The sequence below is a fragment of the Streptococcus sp. 116-D4 genome (genome assembly GCF_009731465.1).
In the GTDB taxonomy this organism is placed as follows: Bacteria; Bacillota; Bacilli; order Lactobacillales; family Streptococcaceae; genus Streptococcus; species Streptococcus pseudopneumoniae_E.
Window position 1 is genome coordinate 1,773,928 of the sequence record NZ_AP021887.1, and the last position, 16,989, is coordinate 1,790,916.

The window sequence follows — 16,989 nt, forward strand, 5'->3', positions numbered from 1 at the left end:
CTTAGCCAGCATTTTATCTAGTATAACAAAGACAAATGAAGAGGTCAATTTATCTGCTCATGGTCTAGCAGGTAGCCCCGCACTTCTGAGATAAAATAGAGAGAGCCTGTAATGAATAACAAATCTTGAGCGTCTACCCTTGCTTCAAAATTGCTAATAAATTCTCTGTAAGAGGGAACTTTATCGTAACCTATTATATCTGTCTCATCCAAAGAACCCTGATAATCAAAGCCAGTTACCTTGAGTTCCACCTGAGGCAAATTTTCAGTCAGATAAGCCAACATCCCTTGATAATCCTTTCGTTTCAAGGCTCCAAATAGGATTTGAGGACGATATCCTTCTTGCTCTTTTTCTTTGATAAATTCAACCAAGCGAGTCAGGGCAGGGAGGTTATGGGCACCGTCCAAGTAAATCTGAGGACGAATACGCTCCAAACGCCCAGCCCAATGGGTCTTCTCCAAAGCCTGTCTTACAACCTGTTCATCAACAGCTTCCTTTCCTTCTCTCATAAAAAGAAGAAACGTTTGCAACGCCAAGGCCGCATTTTCCTGCTGATAAGCTCCTTCTAAGCCTATTTTCAGCTGCGAAATATTTAACAAAGAACTTGAAAAATCACCATTCAGCATTGAAAAATCCTGACCTGCCTGATAAAGGTCAACAGCTAAAGATTCTGCTTTTTTCTGACAAACAAGCCTAGCTTCTGGAGTCAACTTGGCAATCACTGCCTTTTTACCAGCCTTAAAAATACCAGCTTTCTGCTCTGCAATTGCTTCTAGACTGTTACCCAAGGTCTCCTGATGATCAAGTCCGATGGAGGTGATGACAGCAATCTTTCCAGTTACCACATTGGTCGTATCAAGTAAACCACCAATTCCCACTTCTAGTAGAGCCAAATCCACCTCTTGCTCCCTAAAATAAAGAAAAGCAATCAAAGTCAGCAATTCAAAAAAAGACAACTGATCATGGGTTTGCAGAAGCGTTTTCTCCATCTCCTTGACCTGATTAGCCAAACGGATGAAGTCTGCATCAGCTATTGATTGCCCATTAATGCAGATTCGATCATTGATAGAGACGATATGAGGGGAAGTAAAGGTCGCAACTTTTTTGCCATGCCCCATAAATAACTCCCTCATAAAAGCAATGGTAGAACCCTTTCCATTAGTTCCTGTTACGTGGATAATAGGATAAGCCTTCTCGGGATTCCCCAACAAATCCACCGCTTGTTGCATTCGGCCCAAACCTGATCGAAAATTCAAACCAATCCGACTATGGAGCCATTCTTCTACTTCAAACATATACTTCTCCTTAATTACAGGTTCAATCAACTGCTTCAATAAAGTCTCATAACTAACAAAAAACGAGGTCAGGATTTTCATCCCAACCTCTTACCTGGTTAGCTAATAACTAGCTACTATGAATATTAACCTGGGCTAAAAACATCCCCCGGATATGCCTGCGTTTCTATTTTCTAGCGCAGGGCTAAAAACGTCCCCCGGACGTTTTTACTCCTCCATAAAACTGTTGAAGACTTCTTCAATCATGTTCCATTCGTCTTCTGAGTCTTCTGGGATTGGTTGCAATTCACCTTCTGTTCCATCTTCGTTTTCGATGAATGAGTAAGCTTGGATTTCAACTTGTCCGTCTTCGTCCTCTTCTGCGTTAACTGGTACTAGGAGAACATAGTTTTTACCAAATTCTTCTTTTCCGTCAATCGTCAAAAGGATTTCAAACAAGGTTTCATTTCCTTGCTCATCTACTAGTGTGATTAGTTCACGTTCTTCGTGGTCGTGGTTATGATCGTGTGACATAGCCTCTCCTTTGTATTAAAATTTTCTATCTAAATAATTTTGTAAAATCAGCTGAGCTGCTAACTTATCAATGACTTTCTTGCGCTTGTTACGGCTGATATCTGCTTGTTCAATCAACATACGCTCCGCAGCGACCGTCGTCAAACGCTCATCCTGATAGTCTACTGGCAAACCAAAAAGCTCTTCTAGCTTTGCTCCGTAGGCTTGACTAGCTTCCACGCGCGGACCGCTGGTATTGTTCATGTTTTTGGGCAGGCCCACTACAAAGCGCTCCACCTTATAGCTGTCAACCAATTCCTTGATACGGTCAAAACCAAACTGGCCCTGATCCTCATTAATCTGGATGATTTCAAGTCCTTGAGCGGTGAAGCCTAGTGGGTCACTAATGGCCACTCCTACCGTTTTTGAACCGACGTCCAATCCCATAATTCTCATAGATTATAGATCGACTCCTTGTCCTTTAAGGTAGTAGCGTACCAATTCCTCAACGATTTCATCACGCTCATACTTACGGATTTGATTTCGTGCATTATTATAACGAGGAACGTAGGCAGGGTCTCCACTCAATACGTAACCAACGATTTGGTTAATTGGGTTGTAGCCCTTATCATTCAACGAAGCATAGACATCAGCCAACGTTTCGCTAATTTCTTTTTTATTGGAATCGTCTAATTTAAAACGTACTGTTTCTTCAGTAAATCCCATTCTAACACCCTCTTTCTTTAGAATAGTACTATTATAGCATAATTCCTTACGTTCTACAATTCAGGCAGTCTATATATTTGGATTTTCTACTGTTCTGTCGCACCATTTGCTAATCTGTCTGAAATATACTTGCTTGGTTCATTCTTCAAGAGATTTTCTAAACCAATATTCTTCAGATATTCAGTTTGAGAAGCCTTCTTGACATCCAGAACTTGAAAATCAAAACTAGTCGTTGTTTGAAGTTCTGTCGCACTTAACAGTTTGGTTTCAAGCTTAAATCCTGATAATTTACGAGCTTCTATGATGGACTCATCCTTCTCCTCCGCCTCGAGAAGAGCTTTTTGGGTTTCTTCCACTCCATGTTGGTCAATATAGGTCTTTAACTCATCAGATACTGGACGTTTTTGTTGAATCGTTAAGTTCAAAAAAGTCTTGTCCTTGTATGTAATGGTTTGAATTTGCTGGCTACCATCATCTGACTTTGGCAAGACCAAAGTCTTAGTCACAACTGTATTCTTCTCAGCATTCTCAATAATTGGCAATGCCGACTGAAGTGTATCCTTTTCTGTTTTTGTAGCTGTTCCAGTTTCTTTTTTCTGTCCACAACCAACCAGGACAAAAAGGAAAGCTAGACTAATAAGGACTATTTTTTTCATTTCCTTCTTCTTTCTTTTCGAGATTAATACTCAATGAAAATCAAAGAGCAAACTAGCCACAGGTTGCTCAAAGCAAAGCTTTGAGGTTGTGGATAGAACTGACGAAGTCAGTGACCATGCATACGGCAAAGCAACGTTGACGCGGTTTGAAGAGATTTTTGAAGAGTATAAAACAGAATAAGACTGGGAATTGCTCCCAGCCTTGATGTTTATAGAGCTGCACGCAAACGTGCTTCTGCATTTTCTACATTACGGACAGAGCGTGGTAGGAAGGCACGAATATCGTCTTCCTTATAGCCAACTTGCAGACGTTTTTCATCTACAAGGATTGGGCTCTTTAAAATTCTCGGTGTTTCCATAATCAAATTGAGGACTTCGTTGACACTCAAATCTTCAATATCCACTCCAAGGGCTTTGGCATAGCGATTTTTAGATGAAACGATGCTGGCTATTCCGTTATCTGTTTTGGTTAGAATATCCAGTAATTCTTCTCTAGTAATTCCTTCTTTACCAAGATTTTGTTCTTTATAACTTAACTGGTGGGCATTGAGCCAGGTTTTTGCTTTTTTACAGCTAGTACAACTTGAGACTGTATAAATTTTAATCATGTACCTACCCCTTTCGCTACATGTTACTATCAGTTTATTCTATTATACCATAAAAAACATCCGACTTGCGACCTATTTTAAAATTTTTTTGATTTTTTTCGTCATTTTCATACTTTTTTCTTGACAAATAACTAAATGACTATCAACTCTTTTGGAGCAAGGGTTAATAACTCACAACCTATATCTGTAATCAGGATGTCGTCTTCAATTCGAACACCATATTTTCCTTCAATATAAATACCCGGTTCATCTGTCAAGACCATACCCGATTTAATAACCTCTGTCGAAGTTTGACTGAAGTAAGGTTCTTCGTGGATATCAAGCCCGATACCGTGTCCGATACCGTGTGTAAAGTATTCTCCATGGCCCGCTTCTACGATAATATCACGAGGGATTTTGTCAAAGTCACGGAAGCCTAAGCCTGCCTTGGCTTGGTCAATTAAGGCTTGGTTGGCTTTTAGAACTGTATTGTAAATCTCTGCCTGCTCGTCACTGACATGACCGAGGTAGATGGTCCGAGTCATATCGCTGACATAGTGGTCATAAAGGCAGCCAAAGTCCATGGTAATAGCTTCTCCCTGCTCCACTGGTTTGTGCATAGGGTGGGCATGAGGTTTAGAAGAATTGATACCACTAGCTAGGATAGTGTCAAAAGACAAGCCAGACGCTCCCAACTCGCGCATGCGGAAGTCAAGGAAGTTTGCAATTTCAATTTCAGTTTTTCCTGGTTTGATAAAGTCAAGCGCATCGCGAAAAGCTTGGTCTGAGATAGAACAAGCCTTGCGAATCGCTGCAATCTCAGCTTCATCCTTAATCATTCTAAGACCCTCAACAAACTGAGTTTGTGGAAGCAAGTCAATTCCTGCAAAGGCTGCCTGCATACGGTGATAATAAGAGACTGAAATCTCATCTTCGAAACCGATTCGTGAAAGGCCCATGTCTTTCGCAATCTTTGCAATAACAGCCAATTCATCACGGTCTGCTACAATCTCAAACCCACTGGTTTCTTGCTTTGCAGCAATGATATAGCGAGAATCCGTCACCAAGACCTGACGGTCACGACTGATAAAGACTGTTCCATTTGAACCCCAAAAACCTGTCAAATAGTAGACATTTTTAAGGTTGTTGATAATGATTCCATCTAGTTCTTTTTCTTGCATTTTATCGAGAAATGCTTGTACACGTTTATTCATGATGTAACTTTCCTTTCAAATACTGTCCTGTGTAGCTGGCTTCATTGGCCGCTACTTCTTCTGGAGTTCCTGTTGCAATGATGGTTCCACCACCGACACCGCCCTCAGGACCCAAGTCGATGATATGGTCTGCCGTCTTGATAACGTCTAAATTGTGCTCAATTACGAGGACTGTATTGCCATCATCGACAAAGCGAGCTAAAACCTTAAGCAAGCGAGCGATATCCTCGGTATGAAGTCCTGTCGTCGGCTCATCTAGAATGTAGAAAGATTTTCCTGTCGATCGTTTGTGGAGTTCACTAGCCAACTTCATACGCTGGGCTTCTCCTCCAGAAAGGGTGGTAGCTGGCTGTCCTAGCGTGACATAGCCTAATCCCACATCCTTGATGGTCTGAAGTTTGCGTTGAATTTTCGGAATGTGTTGGAAGAACTCTACCGCATCGTTGACGGTCATATCCAAGACCTGCGAGATATTTTTTTCCTTATAGTGAACTTCAAGGGTTTCACTGTTGTAGCGGGTTCCGTGGCAGACCTCACAAGCCACGTAAACATCTGGCAAGAAGTGCATCTCAATCTTGATAATTCCGTCACCTGAGCAGGCTTCACAGCGACCACCCTTGACATTAAAACTGAAACGTCCCTTCTTGTAGCCTCGAATCTTGGCTTCATTTGTCTGGGCAAATAGGTCACGGATGTCGTCAAAAACTCCCGTATAGGTAGCAGGGTTGGACCTTGGCGTCCGTCCGATCGGGCTCTGGTCAATATCAATCAAGCGGTCTACATGCTCAATCCCTGTAATCGTCTTAAACTTACCAGGTTTGTCTGAATTGCGGTTGAGCTTCTGAGCAATGGCTTTTTTGAGGATGCTGTTGACCAAGGTTGATTTCCCTGAACCCGATACACCTGTCACGGCGATGAATTTTCCTAGTGGGAAGCGAGCAGTGACATTTTGCAAGTTATGCTCACGCGCACCTGTCACTTCGATAAAACGGCCATTACCGACACGGCGCTCTGTTGGCACTGGAATGGCACGTTTGCCTGACAAGTACTGGCCTGTGATAGACTTTCTGTTACGAGCTACCTGTTTAGGGGTTCCTGCCGCAACAATCTCCCCACCAAAAACACCGGCACCAGGACCAACGTCAATCAGATAATCCGCCTCGCGCATGGTATCTTCGTCATGTTCCACTACTATGAGAGTATTACCCAAATCACGCATCTTTTTGAGACTGGCAATCAGACGGTCATTATCCCTCTGGTGAAGACCGATTGACGGCTCATCCAAAATATAGAGGACACCTGATAGGTTGGATCCAATCTGGGTCGCCAAGCGAATACGCTGACTTTCCCCGCCTGAAAGGGTTCCTGCTGAACGAGACAGGGTCAGATAGTTAAGGCCGACATTATTAAGGAAGGTCAAGCGGTCCTTGATTTCCTTGAGAATGGGACGAGCAATGATGGCTTCATTTTCAGATAGAGTCAACTTGCTTACCAAGTCCAAGTGGTCTGCGATAGACAGATCTGAGATTTCTCCGATATGTGGTCCTTGCTCGCCACCCACACGGACAGACAAGGCCTGGTCATTGAGGCGATAACCATGACAAGTTCCGCAGGTCAGCTCATTCATGTAGAGACGCATCTGGGTGCGGGTGTAGTCACTATTGGTTTCATGGTAGCGACGTTTGATATTATTAACAACTCCCTCAAAAGGAATATCGATATCGCGCACACCACCAAATTCATTCTCATAGTGGAAATGGAATTCCTTGCCATCTGAGCCGTAGAGAATCAAGTTCTTGTCTTCTTCTGACAAGTCCTCAAAAGGCTTATCCATATCCACTCCAAAGGCTGTCATGGCCTGCTCTAGCATGTTTGGATAGTAGTTGGATGAGATAGGATTCCAAGGTGCTAGCGCTCCCTCACGTAAGGTTTTGCTGGCATCTGGTACTACCAAATCAGTATCCACCTCCAGCTTGATGCCCAAGCCATCACACTCACTACAAGAGCCAAAAGGAGCATTGAAAGAGAAGAGACGTGGCTCTAACTCTGGAACAGTAAAGCCACAAACTGGACAGGCATAATGCTCAGAGAACAACAACTCAGAGTCGTCCATAGTGTCGATAATGACATAACCTTCTGCGATACGAAGGGCAGCCTCAATAGAATCAAAGAGACGACTACGGATACCCTCCTTGATGACAATGCGGTCAACTACAACATCAATATTGTGTTGCTTGCTCTTGGACAACTCTGGCACTTCGGTCACATCATAGACTTCCCCATCCACACGGACACGAACATAACCGTCTTTCTGAATCTTTTCAATAACGCTCTTGTGCTGTCCTTTTTTCTTACGAATAACTGGGGCTAAAATCTGCAAGCGTTGGCGTTCTGGCAACTCCAAAACCTTATCAACGATCTGCTCCACCGAAGAGGCCTTGATAGCTCCATGCCCGTTGATACAGTAAGGCGTCCCCACACGTGCGTAGAGGAGACGCAGATAATCGTTAATTTCAGTCGTAGTTCCCACCGTCGAGCGAGGGTTTTTATTAGTCGTTTTCTGGTCGATAGAAATAGCTGGGCTGAGGCCATCAATAGCATCTACATCAGGCTTCTCCATATTTCCCAAGAATTGACGAGCGTAGGCTGACAAACTCTCCACATAGCGACGTTGTCCCTCCGCATAGAGAGTATCAAAGGCCAGACTGGATTTCCCCGAACCTGACAAACCGGTCACGACAACCAACTTGTCTCGCGGAATCTCCACATCAATATTTTTTAAATTATGGGCACGCGCCCCATGAATGACAATTTTATCTTGCATCTTTGTTCTTTCTAGTCCATTATTACTTACCATTATACCAAAAAAAGTGAGATTCTATTACCCAAAAGGCCGATTTTGTAGTATAATAGTACGGTGTGAAAAAATCTGAAAATGAGAAAGGATAAGGGATATGAAACAAGTTTTTCTCTCTACAACAACTGAATTTAAAGAGATCGATACGCTTGAACCGGGTACTTGGATCAATCTCGTCAATCCGACTCAAAATGAATCACTGGAAATCGCTAATGCCTTCGATATTGATATTGCCGACCTTCGAGCACCGCTCGATGCGGAAGAAATGTCTCGTATTACGATTGAAGACGAGTACACCCTGATCATTGTAGACGTGCCGGTCACAGAGGAAAGAAATAACCGCACCTACTACGTAACCATCCCGCTTGGTATTATCATCACCGAGGAAACCATTATCACTACGTGTTTGGAACCATTACCAGTCCTTGATGTCTTTATCAACCGTCGATTACGTAATTTTTATACGTTCATGCGTTCGCGTTTTATCTTCCAGATTCTCTATCGCAATGCAGAGCTTTACCTAACAGCCCTTCGTTCAATTGACCGCAAGAGTGAACAAATCGAAAGTCAACTGCATCAATCAACTCGAAATGCAGAATTGATTGAGCTTATGGAATTAGAAAAAACCATCGTCTATTTCAAGGCTTCCCTCAAAACAAATGAGCGTGTGATTAAGAAATTGACCAGCTCAACCAGCAATATCAAGAAATACCTTGAGGACGAAGACCTGCTTGAAGATACCCTGATTGAAACCCAACAGGCCATCGAAATGGCAGACATTTATGGGAACGTCTTGCACTCTATGACAGAGACCTTTGCCTCTATCATTTCCAACAACCAGAACAACATCATGAAAACCTTGGCCCTTGTGACCATCGTTATGTCCATCCCAACCATGGTCTTTTCTGCCTACGGGATGAACTTTAAGGATAATGAAATCCCCCTAAATGGCGAGCCAAATGCCTTCTGGTTAATCGTCTTTATCGCCTTTGCTATGAGTGTCTCGCTCACTCTCTATCTCATCCATAAAAAATGGTTCTAAGAGGAGTTCCTATGTCTCAGATTGATCTACAAAAATTAACAAAGAAAAACCAAGAGTTTGTCCACATCGCTACCCAACAATTCATCAAAGATGGAAAAACAGACGCTGAAATCAAAACTATTTTTGAGGAAGTTATTCCTCAAATCCTTGAAGAGCAAGCCAAGGGTACGACTGCTCGTTCCCTCTATGGGGCACCCACTCATTGGGCTCATAGCTTCACTGTCAAGGAGCAATATGAAAAAGAGCATCCGAAAGAAAATGATGATCCAAAACTCATGATTATGGACTCAGCTCTTTTCATCACTAGCCTCTTTGCCCTCATCAGCGCCCTCACAACTTTCTTTGCGGCAGATCAAGCTTTCGGCTATGGTTTGATTACTCTCCTATTAGTTGGACTGGTTGGTGGATTTGCCTTCTACTTGATGTACTACTTTGTTTACCAATACTATGGACCAGATATGGACCGCAGTCAACGCCCACCTTTCTGGAAATCTGTACTAGTTATCCTAGCTTCTATGTTCCTTTGGTTGCTTGTCTTCTTTGCGACAAGCTTCCTACCAGCTAGCCTTAACCCAGTACTTGCTCCATTGCCACTGGCTATTATTGGAGCAGCCCTCTTAGCCCTTCGCTTCTATCTCAAGAAACGCTTGAATATTCGCAGCGCAAGTGCAGGACCAACACGCTATTAAGAAGAACGGAAACATATCATGGTTCAACATCATAAGAACCATGATTTTTTAATCTTTAAACAATCATGTAAAAAATATTTAACTCTATCTAAAATTCAGTACATTTATACTTTATAAAACATAAATGTAAACATTTTATTCTATTTTTTACAGAGAATAACAACAAATGAGCATATTCCTTGCCTATATACAATCATTTTGATACTCTATAATTGGAGGGAAATATGACAAAACAAAAAATTAATCGAATCGTAGGCTCCATTGGTGCCTTTATTGGAATTATAGTATTTATTGCCTACATACCTCAAATTATCGCTAATTTACAGGGAAATAAAGCTCAACCATTTCAACCTTTATCAGCTGCTATATCTTGCTTAATCTGGGTTATTTATGGATGGACAAAGGAACCTAAGAAGGATTGGATACTAATCATTCCAAATTCAGCCGGTGTTATTTTAGGTGGAATCACTTTTTTGACTTCACTCTAACAAATCTAATAGTATGTATAAAAAGCAACTGCAGGTGTGTACTGACCCCCAAAAGTTAGACAATTAATTTATTCAAAGGATTTAGTTCTGTATTGCACAGGACTGAGTCCTTTTAGTTTTACCTTAATTCGCTTATTGTTGTAGTAATCAATATAGTCTACAATGGCTTGTTCCAATTGGTTAAGCGACTTAAATGACTTCTCATAACCATAAAACATCTCCGATTTCAGAATGCCAAAGAAAGATTCCATCATACCGTTGTCTGGGCTGTTGCCCTTGCGTGACATAGATGGCTGAATTCCCTTGCTCTCTAGGAACCGATGATAAGAATCGTGTTGGTATTGCCATCCTTGGTCACTATGGAGAATTGTATTTTCGTAGTTTTTCTCTGTGAATGCCTGCTCCAACATCGTTTTTACTTGTTCTAAATTAGGCGAACAAGAAAGATTATAAGCGATGATTTCGCTGTTAAAACCATCTAAAACTGGAGATAAGTAAAGCTTTTGAGCGCTTGCTGGAATGGCAAATTCTGTCACATCCGTATAACACTTTTCCATTGGTCTCGATGCTTCAAACTGGCGTTGAATGAGATTCTCTGCCTTCTTGCCAACATCTCCTTTATGAGAAGAATACTTGCGTTTCTTGCGAATTCTGGCTTGTAAATTGAGCACTTTCATCAAGCGCTGAACTCTTTTATGATTTACCAGATAACCACGATTTCTTAGTTCTAAATGAATCCGACGATAACCATAATTTCCCTTGTGTTCGATAAAGATGGATTGAATTTCAGCTTTAAGCTCTTGGTCCTTATCTGATTTATCTAGCTGTTTCAAGTGATAATAGTAGGTCGAACGTGCTAGTTTAATGGCTTTTAGAAGAATATTTAACGAAAACTCAGTCATTAATTCTTGAATAATTTCTGTCTTTCTTCTTTCTCTTTTTCCTCCTTCAAGCGGAGTTCTCTCAACTTTTTTAGGATAGCATTCTCCGCTCTCAGATACTCGTTTTCTGCTTGAAGACGTTCTAATTCTGTCATATCTTCAAATCTCTTCTTTGGCTTACGTCCCATTTTAGATGGTCTCCCTTTTGTTTTCTCAACAATAGTATACCCGTTTTTCTTGTATTGTGCCACCCAATTTGGAAGCATACCACGATTTGGGAGAGCATATTCGAGAGAAACTCTATCTTGAGGCCAGTTTTCATGTAGGACTTTATGAATCATTTCTTGTTTTAATTCAGGAGAATAGTAACGATTTTTCCTTTTTTGACGAACTCCATTCCGTAACGATCAATCAATTTAATCATGTACCTAAGATTAGAATTGTTTATCCCAAATTGATTTGAAAGCTTCTCCAAGCTATATCCTTGTTTTCTAAGTTCATAGATCTGAACTTTATCATCATAAGTTAATTTCATAATAAAAACACCCCAAAAGTTAGATTTTTCTGTCTAACTTTTGGGGTGCGGTTCAGTGCGGTTGCTTTTTACTACTTTCTTAATTTAAAAGCATTCTTCTGAAATCCCACATAGTTTTCTCTTATCTTTTGTGATAAAATAGGCTCAATCTATTTCTAGGAGGATGAGATATGGTTTCTACTATTGGTATTGTTAGTTTGTCTAGTGGCATTATCGGAGAGGATTTTGTCAAACACGAAGTGGACTTGGGTGTCCAACGTCTCAAGAACTTGGGACTCAATCCTATCTTTTTGCCCCATTCGTTAAAAGGATTAGACTTTATCAAGAACCATCCTGAAGCTCGTGCAGAGGATTTGATGCAGGCCTTTTCTGATGATAGCATCGACATGATCCTATGTGCCATCGGTGGAGACGACACCTATCGCTTACTACCTTATCTTTTTGAAAATGACCAACTCCAAAAGGTTATCAAACAAAAAATTTTTCTTGGCTTTTCGGATACAACCATGAACCATCTCATGTTGCATAAACTAGGAATCAAGACTTTTTATGGTCAATCCTTCTTAGCAGACATTTGTGAATTAGACAAAGAAATGCTAGCCTATAGCCTTCACTACTTCAAAGAATTGATTGAGACGGAAAGAATCTCAGAAATCCGCCCTAGCAATGTTTGGTATGAGGAACGAACTGATTTTACTCCCAAGGCTCTGGGGACACCTCGTATCAGTCATGCAAATATCGGCTTTGAATTATTGCAAGGAAATACCCAGTTTGAGGGAAAAGTCCTCGGCGGTTGCCTCGAATCCCTCTATGATATCTTTGACAACTCTCGATACGCAGATAGCACTGAGCTCTGCCAAAAATACAAACTTTTCCCTGACTTGTCAGACTGGGAAGGAAAAATCCTCTTGCTAGAAACAAGCGAAGAAAAGCCTGAGCCGGAATACTTCAAAAAGATGTTGCGGACTTTAAAGGACACTGGTATATTCGAGGCCATCAGTGGAGTCCTGGTCGGAAAACCTATGGATGAAACTTTTTATGACGACTATAAAGAGGCACTATTGGATATTATTGACAGCAACATCCCGATTGTTTATAATCTGAATGTCGGCCACGCAACTCCAAGAGCCATTGTTCCCTTTGGAGTCCATGCTCATGTAGATGCACAGGAGCAAATCATTCGTTTTGACTATAACAAATAAAGCTGGGAAGAATCTCTCAGCTTTTTTCTATATTCTCAGATATTCTAGTTACCTATACTTACTAATTGCCGCTTTTCCACGCACAATCGTTCTCGTGGTCATCGACTAACCCTGCAGCCTATAGAAAAGACAAGACGGCAACTGGGCCTGTGAACTTGAAGCCTCGTTTTTTGAGATCTTTTGCTAATTTCTCAGACAGAGGTGTTTTAGCAGGCGCTTGGCGGTAATCGGGAACATCGTTAACGATCGTTTTCCCCTCAACAAAAGACCAAAGATAGGCATCAAAAGAGCCATATTCTTCCTGTAGTCGTAAAAATGCTTGGGCGTTAGCGCGTGTAGCAAAAATCTTGGCTTTATTTCGGATGATAGCTGGATTCTCCAGCAAGGCTTCCAGTTCGGCGTCGATCATCTCTGCGACTGCTTGAATGTGATAGCCATGAAAGGCTTCTCGGAAAGCTTGTCGTTTGTTTAGTACCGTTTCCCAAGACAGGCCTGCCTGATAGGTTTCCATACACAACAACTCAAACAATGCTCGGTCGTCATGTAGGGGCTGCCCCCACTCCTCATCATGATAGGCGATGTAGAGCGGATTGGTCATCTTGACCCACGAACAACGTTTTGTCATGCTCTGCTCCTATTTGACCAACATTTTAAGGGCCGACTTGATATAGTTCTCAGCTGTATCTGTCGTTCCTTCAAAGAATTTCTTGATTTTCTTGAGCTCAGTTGCCTTGTAACCCAGAGCTAGCATGGCTTCCATAGCTGCTTCCAATTCTTGGTTTTCAGCGCTTGCTTGCACTGCCACCTTGGCAGGAAGGTCATCTCCTGCAACTACTACCTTGCCTTCCAAGTCCAGCACCATCTGCTGGGCTGTTTTCTTGCCAATTTTAGGGAATTTGGTCAAGTAGGTGATGTTCTTGGTTTCAATGGCTTGAACCAAGCCAGCATTGTCATCAGCAGCGATAATAGCAAGAGCTGATACAGGCCCAATCCCAGAGACCGAAATCAGACTGAGAAAGAGCTTTTTCTCATCTTCTGAGCGAAATCCATAAAGCAGATGGGCATCCTCACGCACAACCTGATGCACATAGACTTGCGCTTCTTGGTTAACCTGTCCTGAGTAGGCATAGGGATTGGCCACATGCAAAATATAACCGATACCGTTGATTTCAAGAACAATATATTTGGCAGTGATTTTGGTAATGATTCCTTTTAAATATTCGTACATAGTTTTCCTTTTAGTTTAATATTTCCCCAATTCACGAAGACTGGTGTGATTTTCCTGAATGCGTCGGAACATCTTTTCCATATCTGACTTGGTAAAATGCACCAAAACCGGACGTCCGTGGGGACAGTTGTAGGGATTGTCACATTGAGAAAGTTGATAAAGGAGCTGTCTGGCTGAGTTGTCATCGATACGATGGTTGGCCTTGATAGACCGCTTGCAGGACATCATAATAGCCAGCTCTGCTCGGTATTTCTTGATCGAAACTTCCTTGGTCAAGAGCAGCATGTCGCACATTTCATAGATACCTGACTCGATTTCCTCCTCTGCCATCCAAATAGGATGTTCACGCAGGATAAATTGATTTTCTCCGTACTCTGCTAGAAAGACACCCACTTCCTCCAAAAGTGCCATTCTTTCCTTGAGACGAAGAGCATCATCCGCTGGAAATTCAAAGATGTAGGGCACTAGGAGTTGCTGCTGGCTCTGGTCAACATTGCCAATACTTTCACGGTACTCCTCATACTTGACCCGTTCCTGAGCTGCATGTTGATCTATGATGTAGAGCCCATCTCTCCCTTGGGCAAAGAGATAAGTCCCGTGCATTTGCCCGAAAAATTCCAACTCTGGGAAGCTTGATGATTCTTCGTGCTCCAGCTTATCATAAGCCTTATCAAGACTGGCTAAATCTAACTCTGGATGGTCTAGTTGGTCATAGCTAGCTAGCTTTCTCTCTGCAAAATGGAGTTTAGCTGGTTTGGTTATCTGCTCTAGGGTTTCCTTGGCAAATAGGGTCAAATTCTGTCCTTCATCAGTTAATTCTACCTGATGATCTGCCACCTCAGCTTGTGTTGGTCTGGTCGGTTCATTTTTTTCATAATAGAGCGTATTTTCTCTCAGTGGCAAAGTCGTTTGTTCCACCTTTTCACGATTGCGAACCGCAGATTTGGCTAGATTTTCCAAGGCATCTGGAATCAAGGTTTGCTCCTTAAGACTATTAGAAATAGCTTCTGAAACCAGGGTCATCAGTTCTTTTTCCTTGGAAATTCGCACCTCTTGCTTGGTTGGATGCACATTGACATCCGCTAGATAAGGATCAATATGGATATGAATGACAGCCAGTGGAAAACGGCCCACCATAAGCTTACTACCATAACCATCCAAAATAGCACGATTGAGCAGGAAGTTCTTTATATAACGACCATTGATGAAGAGGCTGATATAGTTGCGGTTGGCTCTAGTTAACTCAGGCAAGGACACAAAGCCAGAAATTTCGAAATCAAGATCCGAATTCTCAATTTCAATCATCTTCTTGGCACTGACCAAACCGTAAATCCCTGCAATGGCTTGACGCAGTTGACCCGTACCAGCTGTTCGTGTCATTTCCTTGCCATCACTAATCAAGCTGAAAGAAATCTCAGGATGGGCCAAGCCCAGACGATTGACAATATCAATGATATGAGACAACTCAGCTTGCTGACTCTTCATATACTTGAGGCGGGCAGGCGTGTTGAAAAAGAGGTCCTCCACACAAACCTTGGTTCCCACAGGACTAGTCGCTGGGACGACTTCTTCGACTTCTCCCCCACGCGCAACTAGCTTGGTTCCGTGACTCGCACCATCCATCGCCGTTAACAGGGTCAAAACACTGACAGAAGCGATAGAAGGAAGGGCTTCACCACGAAAACCAAGCGTCCGAATCCGAAAGAGGTCTGCCTGATTTTTTATCTTACTGGTCGCATGGCGGCGCAGGGCCAATTCCACCTCATCGTGGGCAATTCCATGACCATTATCTGTGATTTGAATCTTCTTGAGACCAGCTTCCTCAATCTCAATGATAATCTGGCTAGAACCCGCGTCAATGGCATTTTCAACCAACTCTTTGACCACACTTGCAGGACGTTCGATAACCTCTCCTGCCGCGATCTGGTTTGCCAGCACCTCTGGCAATTCAATAATATGAGACATCTTCCAGCCCCTTTCTGTATCTATTTTCCTAGAAATTGATTAGTGCTATTATACCATATTTCAGATAGGACAGAAAAGCTCCACCACATAGGATACAAATCCCTCCACATAGACAAAGTCCCTTGCAAGAGGGCATAAAATAGTGTTTAATAAAGGTGTACAAGAAGTGATCACAATTTTGTATGAAAAACAAGGAGAGAAATTTATGAAAGTAGAACTACAGATTAGCGAAATTTACGAGGAGGAAAAACTGATTGTCCAAGCACCTCAGCCGACCGATAAAATCCAGAAAGTCATCGAGTTCGCAGAAAACCTAGACCAAAAAGAAACGATCAAAGGAAAGATTAAAGATCAGGTCTATCTAGTTAAGATTGGTACGATACAACGCTTCTATATCGAGAATCGGAAGGTTCTAGCAGAAACGGCCAGTCAGACCTACACCATTGATTTGCGACTCTATCAAGTCCTTGAACTCCTGCCAAGCAATTTTATCCAAATCTCCCAATCAGAAATCATCAATATCAACTCCATCTCCCATCTCAAGCTTACGCCCAACGGTCTGGTTAAAATTTTCTTGAAAAACGAAAGCTTCACCTACTCTTCACGCCGTTATCTAAAAACCATCAAGGAGAAATTAGAACTATGAAAAAACAAATCTTTCACGATGCAGCCGCTGGCGTTCTTATCGGCCTCATCCTCTCTATCATCTTTTCACTCATGTATGCACCAAATACCTATGCACCACTAAATCCCTACTCTTTCATCGGCCAAGTGATGGCTCAACATCAGGTTCACGGTGCTCTAGTCTTGCTCTACTGCACACTTATCTGGGCAGCCATCGGTATGCTCTTCAACTTTGGAAAGCGATTATTCAGCCGTGACTGGAGCTTGCTCCGTGCAACTCTGACCCATTTCTTCCTCATGCTGACTGGCTTTGTCCCACTAGCAACCCTAGCAGGTTGGTTCCCCTTCCACTGGAATTTCTACCTCCAGCTCATTATCGAATTTGCGATTGTCTACCTCATCATTTGGACTATTTCCTATAAAAGAGCATCAAAAAAAGTGGACCATATCAATCAACTCTTGGAGCATAGAAAGTAAGAGTTCTGATAAAACTGCCTAGGATAAAAAA

General features: G+C 42.2%; 17 protein-coding genes and 1 pseudogene. 6 read left to right on the forward strand and 12 right to left on the reverse strand.

Going from position 1 to position 16,989, the window contains the following annotated elements; genetic code table 11:
* Positions 1-44: 44 nt before the first annotated feature.
* The 8 genes from UKS_RS08855 to uvrA form a co-directional block, all read right to left on the reverse strand.
* On the reverse strand, positions 45-1,295 hold the full coding sequence (locus tag UKS_RS08855; protein ID WP_156012789.1) for a folylpolyglutamate synthase/dihydrofolate synthase family protein: 1,251 nt from the start codon (positions 1,293-1,295) through the stop codon (positions 45-47).
* Between the two features lie 207 nt (positions 1,296-1,502).
* The gene (locus UKS_RS08860; protein WP_000017620.1) at positions 1,503-1,808 is read right to left on the reverse strand and encodes a DUF1292 domain-containing protein; all 306 of its coding nucleotides are present in this window, start codon (positions 1,806-1,808) and stop codon (positions 1,503-1,505) included.
* Positions 1,809-1,823: 15 nt separating this feature from the next.
* Positions 1,824-2,243 (reverse strand): Holliday junction resolvase RuvX, encoded by a 420-nt coding sequence (gene ruvX / locus UKS_RS08865; protein WP_002876031.1) that lies wholly within the window; start codon positions 2,241-2,243, stop codon positions 1,824-1,826.
* Positions 2,244-2,246: 3 nt separating this feature from the next.
* Positions 2,247-2,513 (reverse strand): IreB family regulatory phosphoprotein, encoded by a 267-nt coding sequence (locus UKS_RS08870; RefSeq protein WP_049495502.1) that lies wholly within the window; start codon positions 2,511-2,513, stop codon positions 2,247-2,249.
* An 86-nt stretch (positions 2,514-2,599) separates the two neighbouring features.
* Positions 2,600-3,169 (reverse strand): SP0191 family lipoprotein, encoded by a 570-nt coding sequence (locus tag UKS_RS08875; RefSeq protein ID WP_156012791.1) that lies wholly within the window; start codon positions 3,167-3,169, stop codon positions 2,600-2,602.
* A 209-nt stretch (positions 3,170-3,378) separates the two neighbouring features.
* Complete coding sequence (gene spx / locus UKS_RS08880) at positions 3,379-3,777, reverse strand: transcriptional regulator Spx (protein ID WP_000591165.1); 399 nt, start codon at positions 3,775-3,777, stop codon at positions 3,379-3,381.
* A 131-nt stretch (positions 3,778-3,908) separates the two neighbouring features.
* Positions 3,909-4,970: a M24 family metallopeptidase gene (locus UKS_RS08885; protein ID WP_156012793.1), complete on the reverse strand. Its 1,062-nt coding sequence runs from the start codon at positions 4,968-4,970 to the stop codon at positions 3,909-3,911.
* Positions 4,963-7,794: an excinuclease ABC subunit UvrA gene (gene uvrA / locus UKS_RS08890; protein ID WP_156012795.1), complete on the reverse strand. Its 2,832-nt coding sequence runs from the start codon at positions 7,792-7,794 to the stop codon at positions 4,963-4,965. The genes UKS_RS08885 and uvrA overlap by 8 nt, the downstream gene beginning before the upstream one ends.
* A gap of 130 nt (positions 7,795-7,924) precedes the next feature.
* Between uvrA and UKS_RS08895 the strand changes: the two genes are divergently transcribed.
* From UKS_RS08895 to UKS_RS08905, 3 genes are all read left to right on the forward strand, one after another.
* The gene (locus UKS_RS08895; protein WP_049495495.1) at positions 7,925-8,869 is read left to right on the forward strand and encodes a magnesium transporter CorA family protein; all 945 of its coding nucleotides are present in this window, start codon (positions 7,925-7,927) and stop codon (positions 8,867-8,869) included.
* Between the two features lie 11 nt (positions 8,870-8,880).
* The gene (locus UKS_RS08900; protein WP_049495494.1) at positions 8,881-9,558 is read left to right on the forward strand and encodes a DUF1129 domain-containing protein; all 678 of its coding nucleotides are present in this window, start codon (positions 8,881-8,883) and stop codon (positions 9,556-9,558) included.
* 224 nt (positions 9,559-9,782) lie between these two features.
* Positions 9,783-10,046, forward strand: coding sequence for a SemiSWEET family transporter (locus UKS_RS08905; RefSeq protein WP_000166114.1), 264 nt, complete (start codon positions 9,783-9,785; stop codon positions 10,044-10,046).
* 68 nt (positions 10,047-10,114) lie between these two features.
* On the opposite strand, the pseudogene UKS_RS08910 reads toward UKS_RS08905, so the two are convergent.
* A pseudogene (locus UKS_RS08910) lies at positions 10,115-11,462 on the reverse strand (IS3 family transposase).
* A gap of 170 nt (positions 11,463-11,632) precedes the next feature.
* On the opposite strand from UKS_RS08910, the gene UKS_RS08915 reads away from it, so the two are divergent.
* Positions 11,633-12,664, forward strand: a complete 1,032-nt coding sequence (locus UKS_RS08915) for a S66 family peptidase (RefSeq protein ID WP_156012797.1) — start codon at positions 11,633-11,635, stop codon at positions 12,662-12,664.
* A 118-nt stretch (positions 12,665-12,782) separates the two neighbouring features.
* Here UKS_RS08915 and UKS_RS08920 read toward each other — a convergent pair whose 3' ends face one another.
* The 3 genes from UKS_RS08920 to mutL are packed head-to-tail and all read right to left on the reverse strand — an operon-like array spanning position 12,783 to position 15,857.
* The gene (locus UKS_RS08920; RefSeq protein WP_156012799.1) at positions 12,783-13,289 is read right to left on the reverse strand and encodes a DNA-3-methyladenine glycosylase I; all 507 of its coding nucleotides are present in this window, start codon (positions 13,287-13,289) and stop codon (positions 12,783-12,785) included.
* 9 nt (positions 13,290-13,298) lie between these two features.
* Positions 13,299-13,892 (reverse strand): Holliday junction branch migration protein RuvA, encoded by a 594-nt coding sequence (gene ruvA, locus UKS_RS08925; protein WP_156012801.1) that lies wholly within the window; start codon positions 13,890-13,892, stop codon positions 13,299-13,301.
* A 15-nt stretch (positions 13,893-13,907) separates the two neighbouring features.
* On the reverse strand, positions 13,908-15,857 hold the full coding sequence (gene mutL / locus UKS_RS08930) for a DNA mismatch repair endonuclease MutL (protein WP_156012803.1): 1,950 nt from the start codon (positions 15,855-15,857) through the stop codon (positions 13,908-13,910).
* Between the two features lie 205 nt (positions 15,858-16,062).
* Between mutL and UKS_RS08940 the strand changes: the two genes are divergently transcribed.
* Both UKS_RS08940 and UKS_RS08945 read left to right on the forward strand, forming a co-directional pair.
* On the forward strand, positions 16,063-16,503 hold the full coding sequence (locus tag UKS_RS08940; protein ID WP_156012805.1) for a LytTR family DNA-binding domain-containing protein: 441 nt from the start codon (positions 16,063-16,065) through the stop codon (positions 16,501-16,503).
* Positions 16,500-16,958 carry a DUF3021 domain-containing protein gene (locus tag UKS_RS08945; protein ID WP_156012807.1) on the forward strand — a complete coding sequence of 153 codons (459 nt, stop codon included), beginning with the start codon at positions 16,500-16,502 and terminating at the stop codon, positions 16,956-16,958. Before UKS_RS08940 ends, UKS_RS08945 begins: the two co-directional genes overlap by 4 nt.
* The last annotated feature ends 31 nt before the right edge of the window (positions 16,959-16,989 follow it).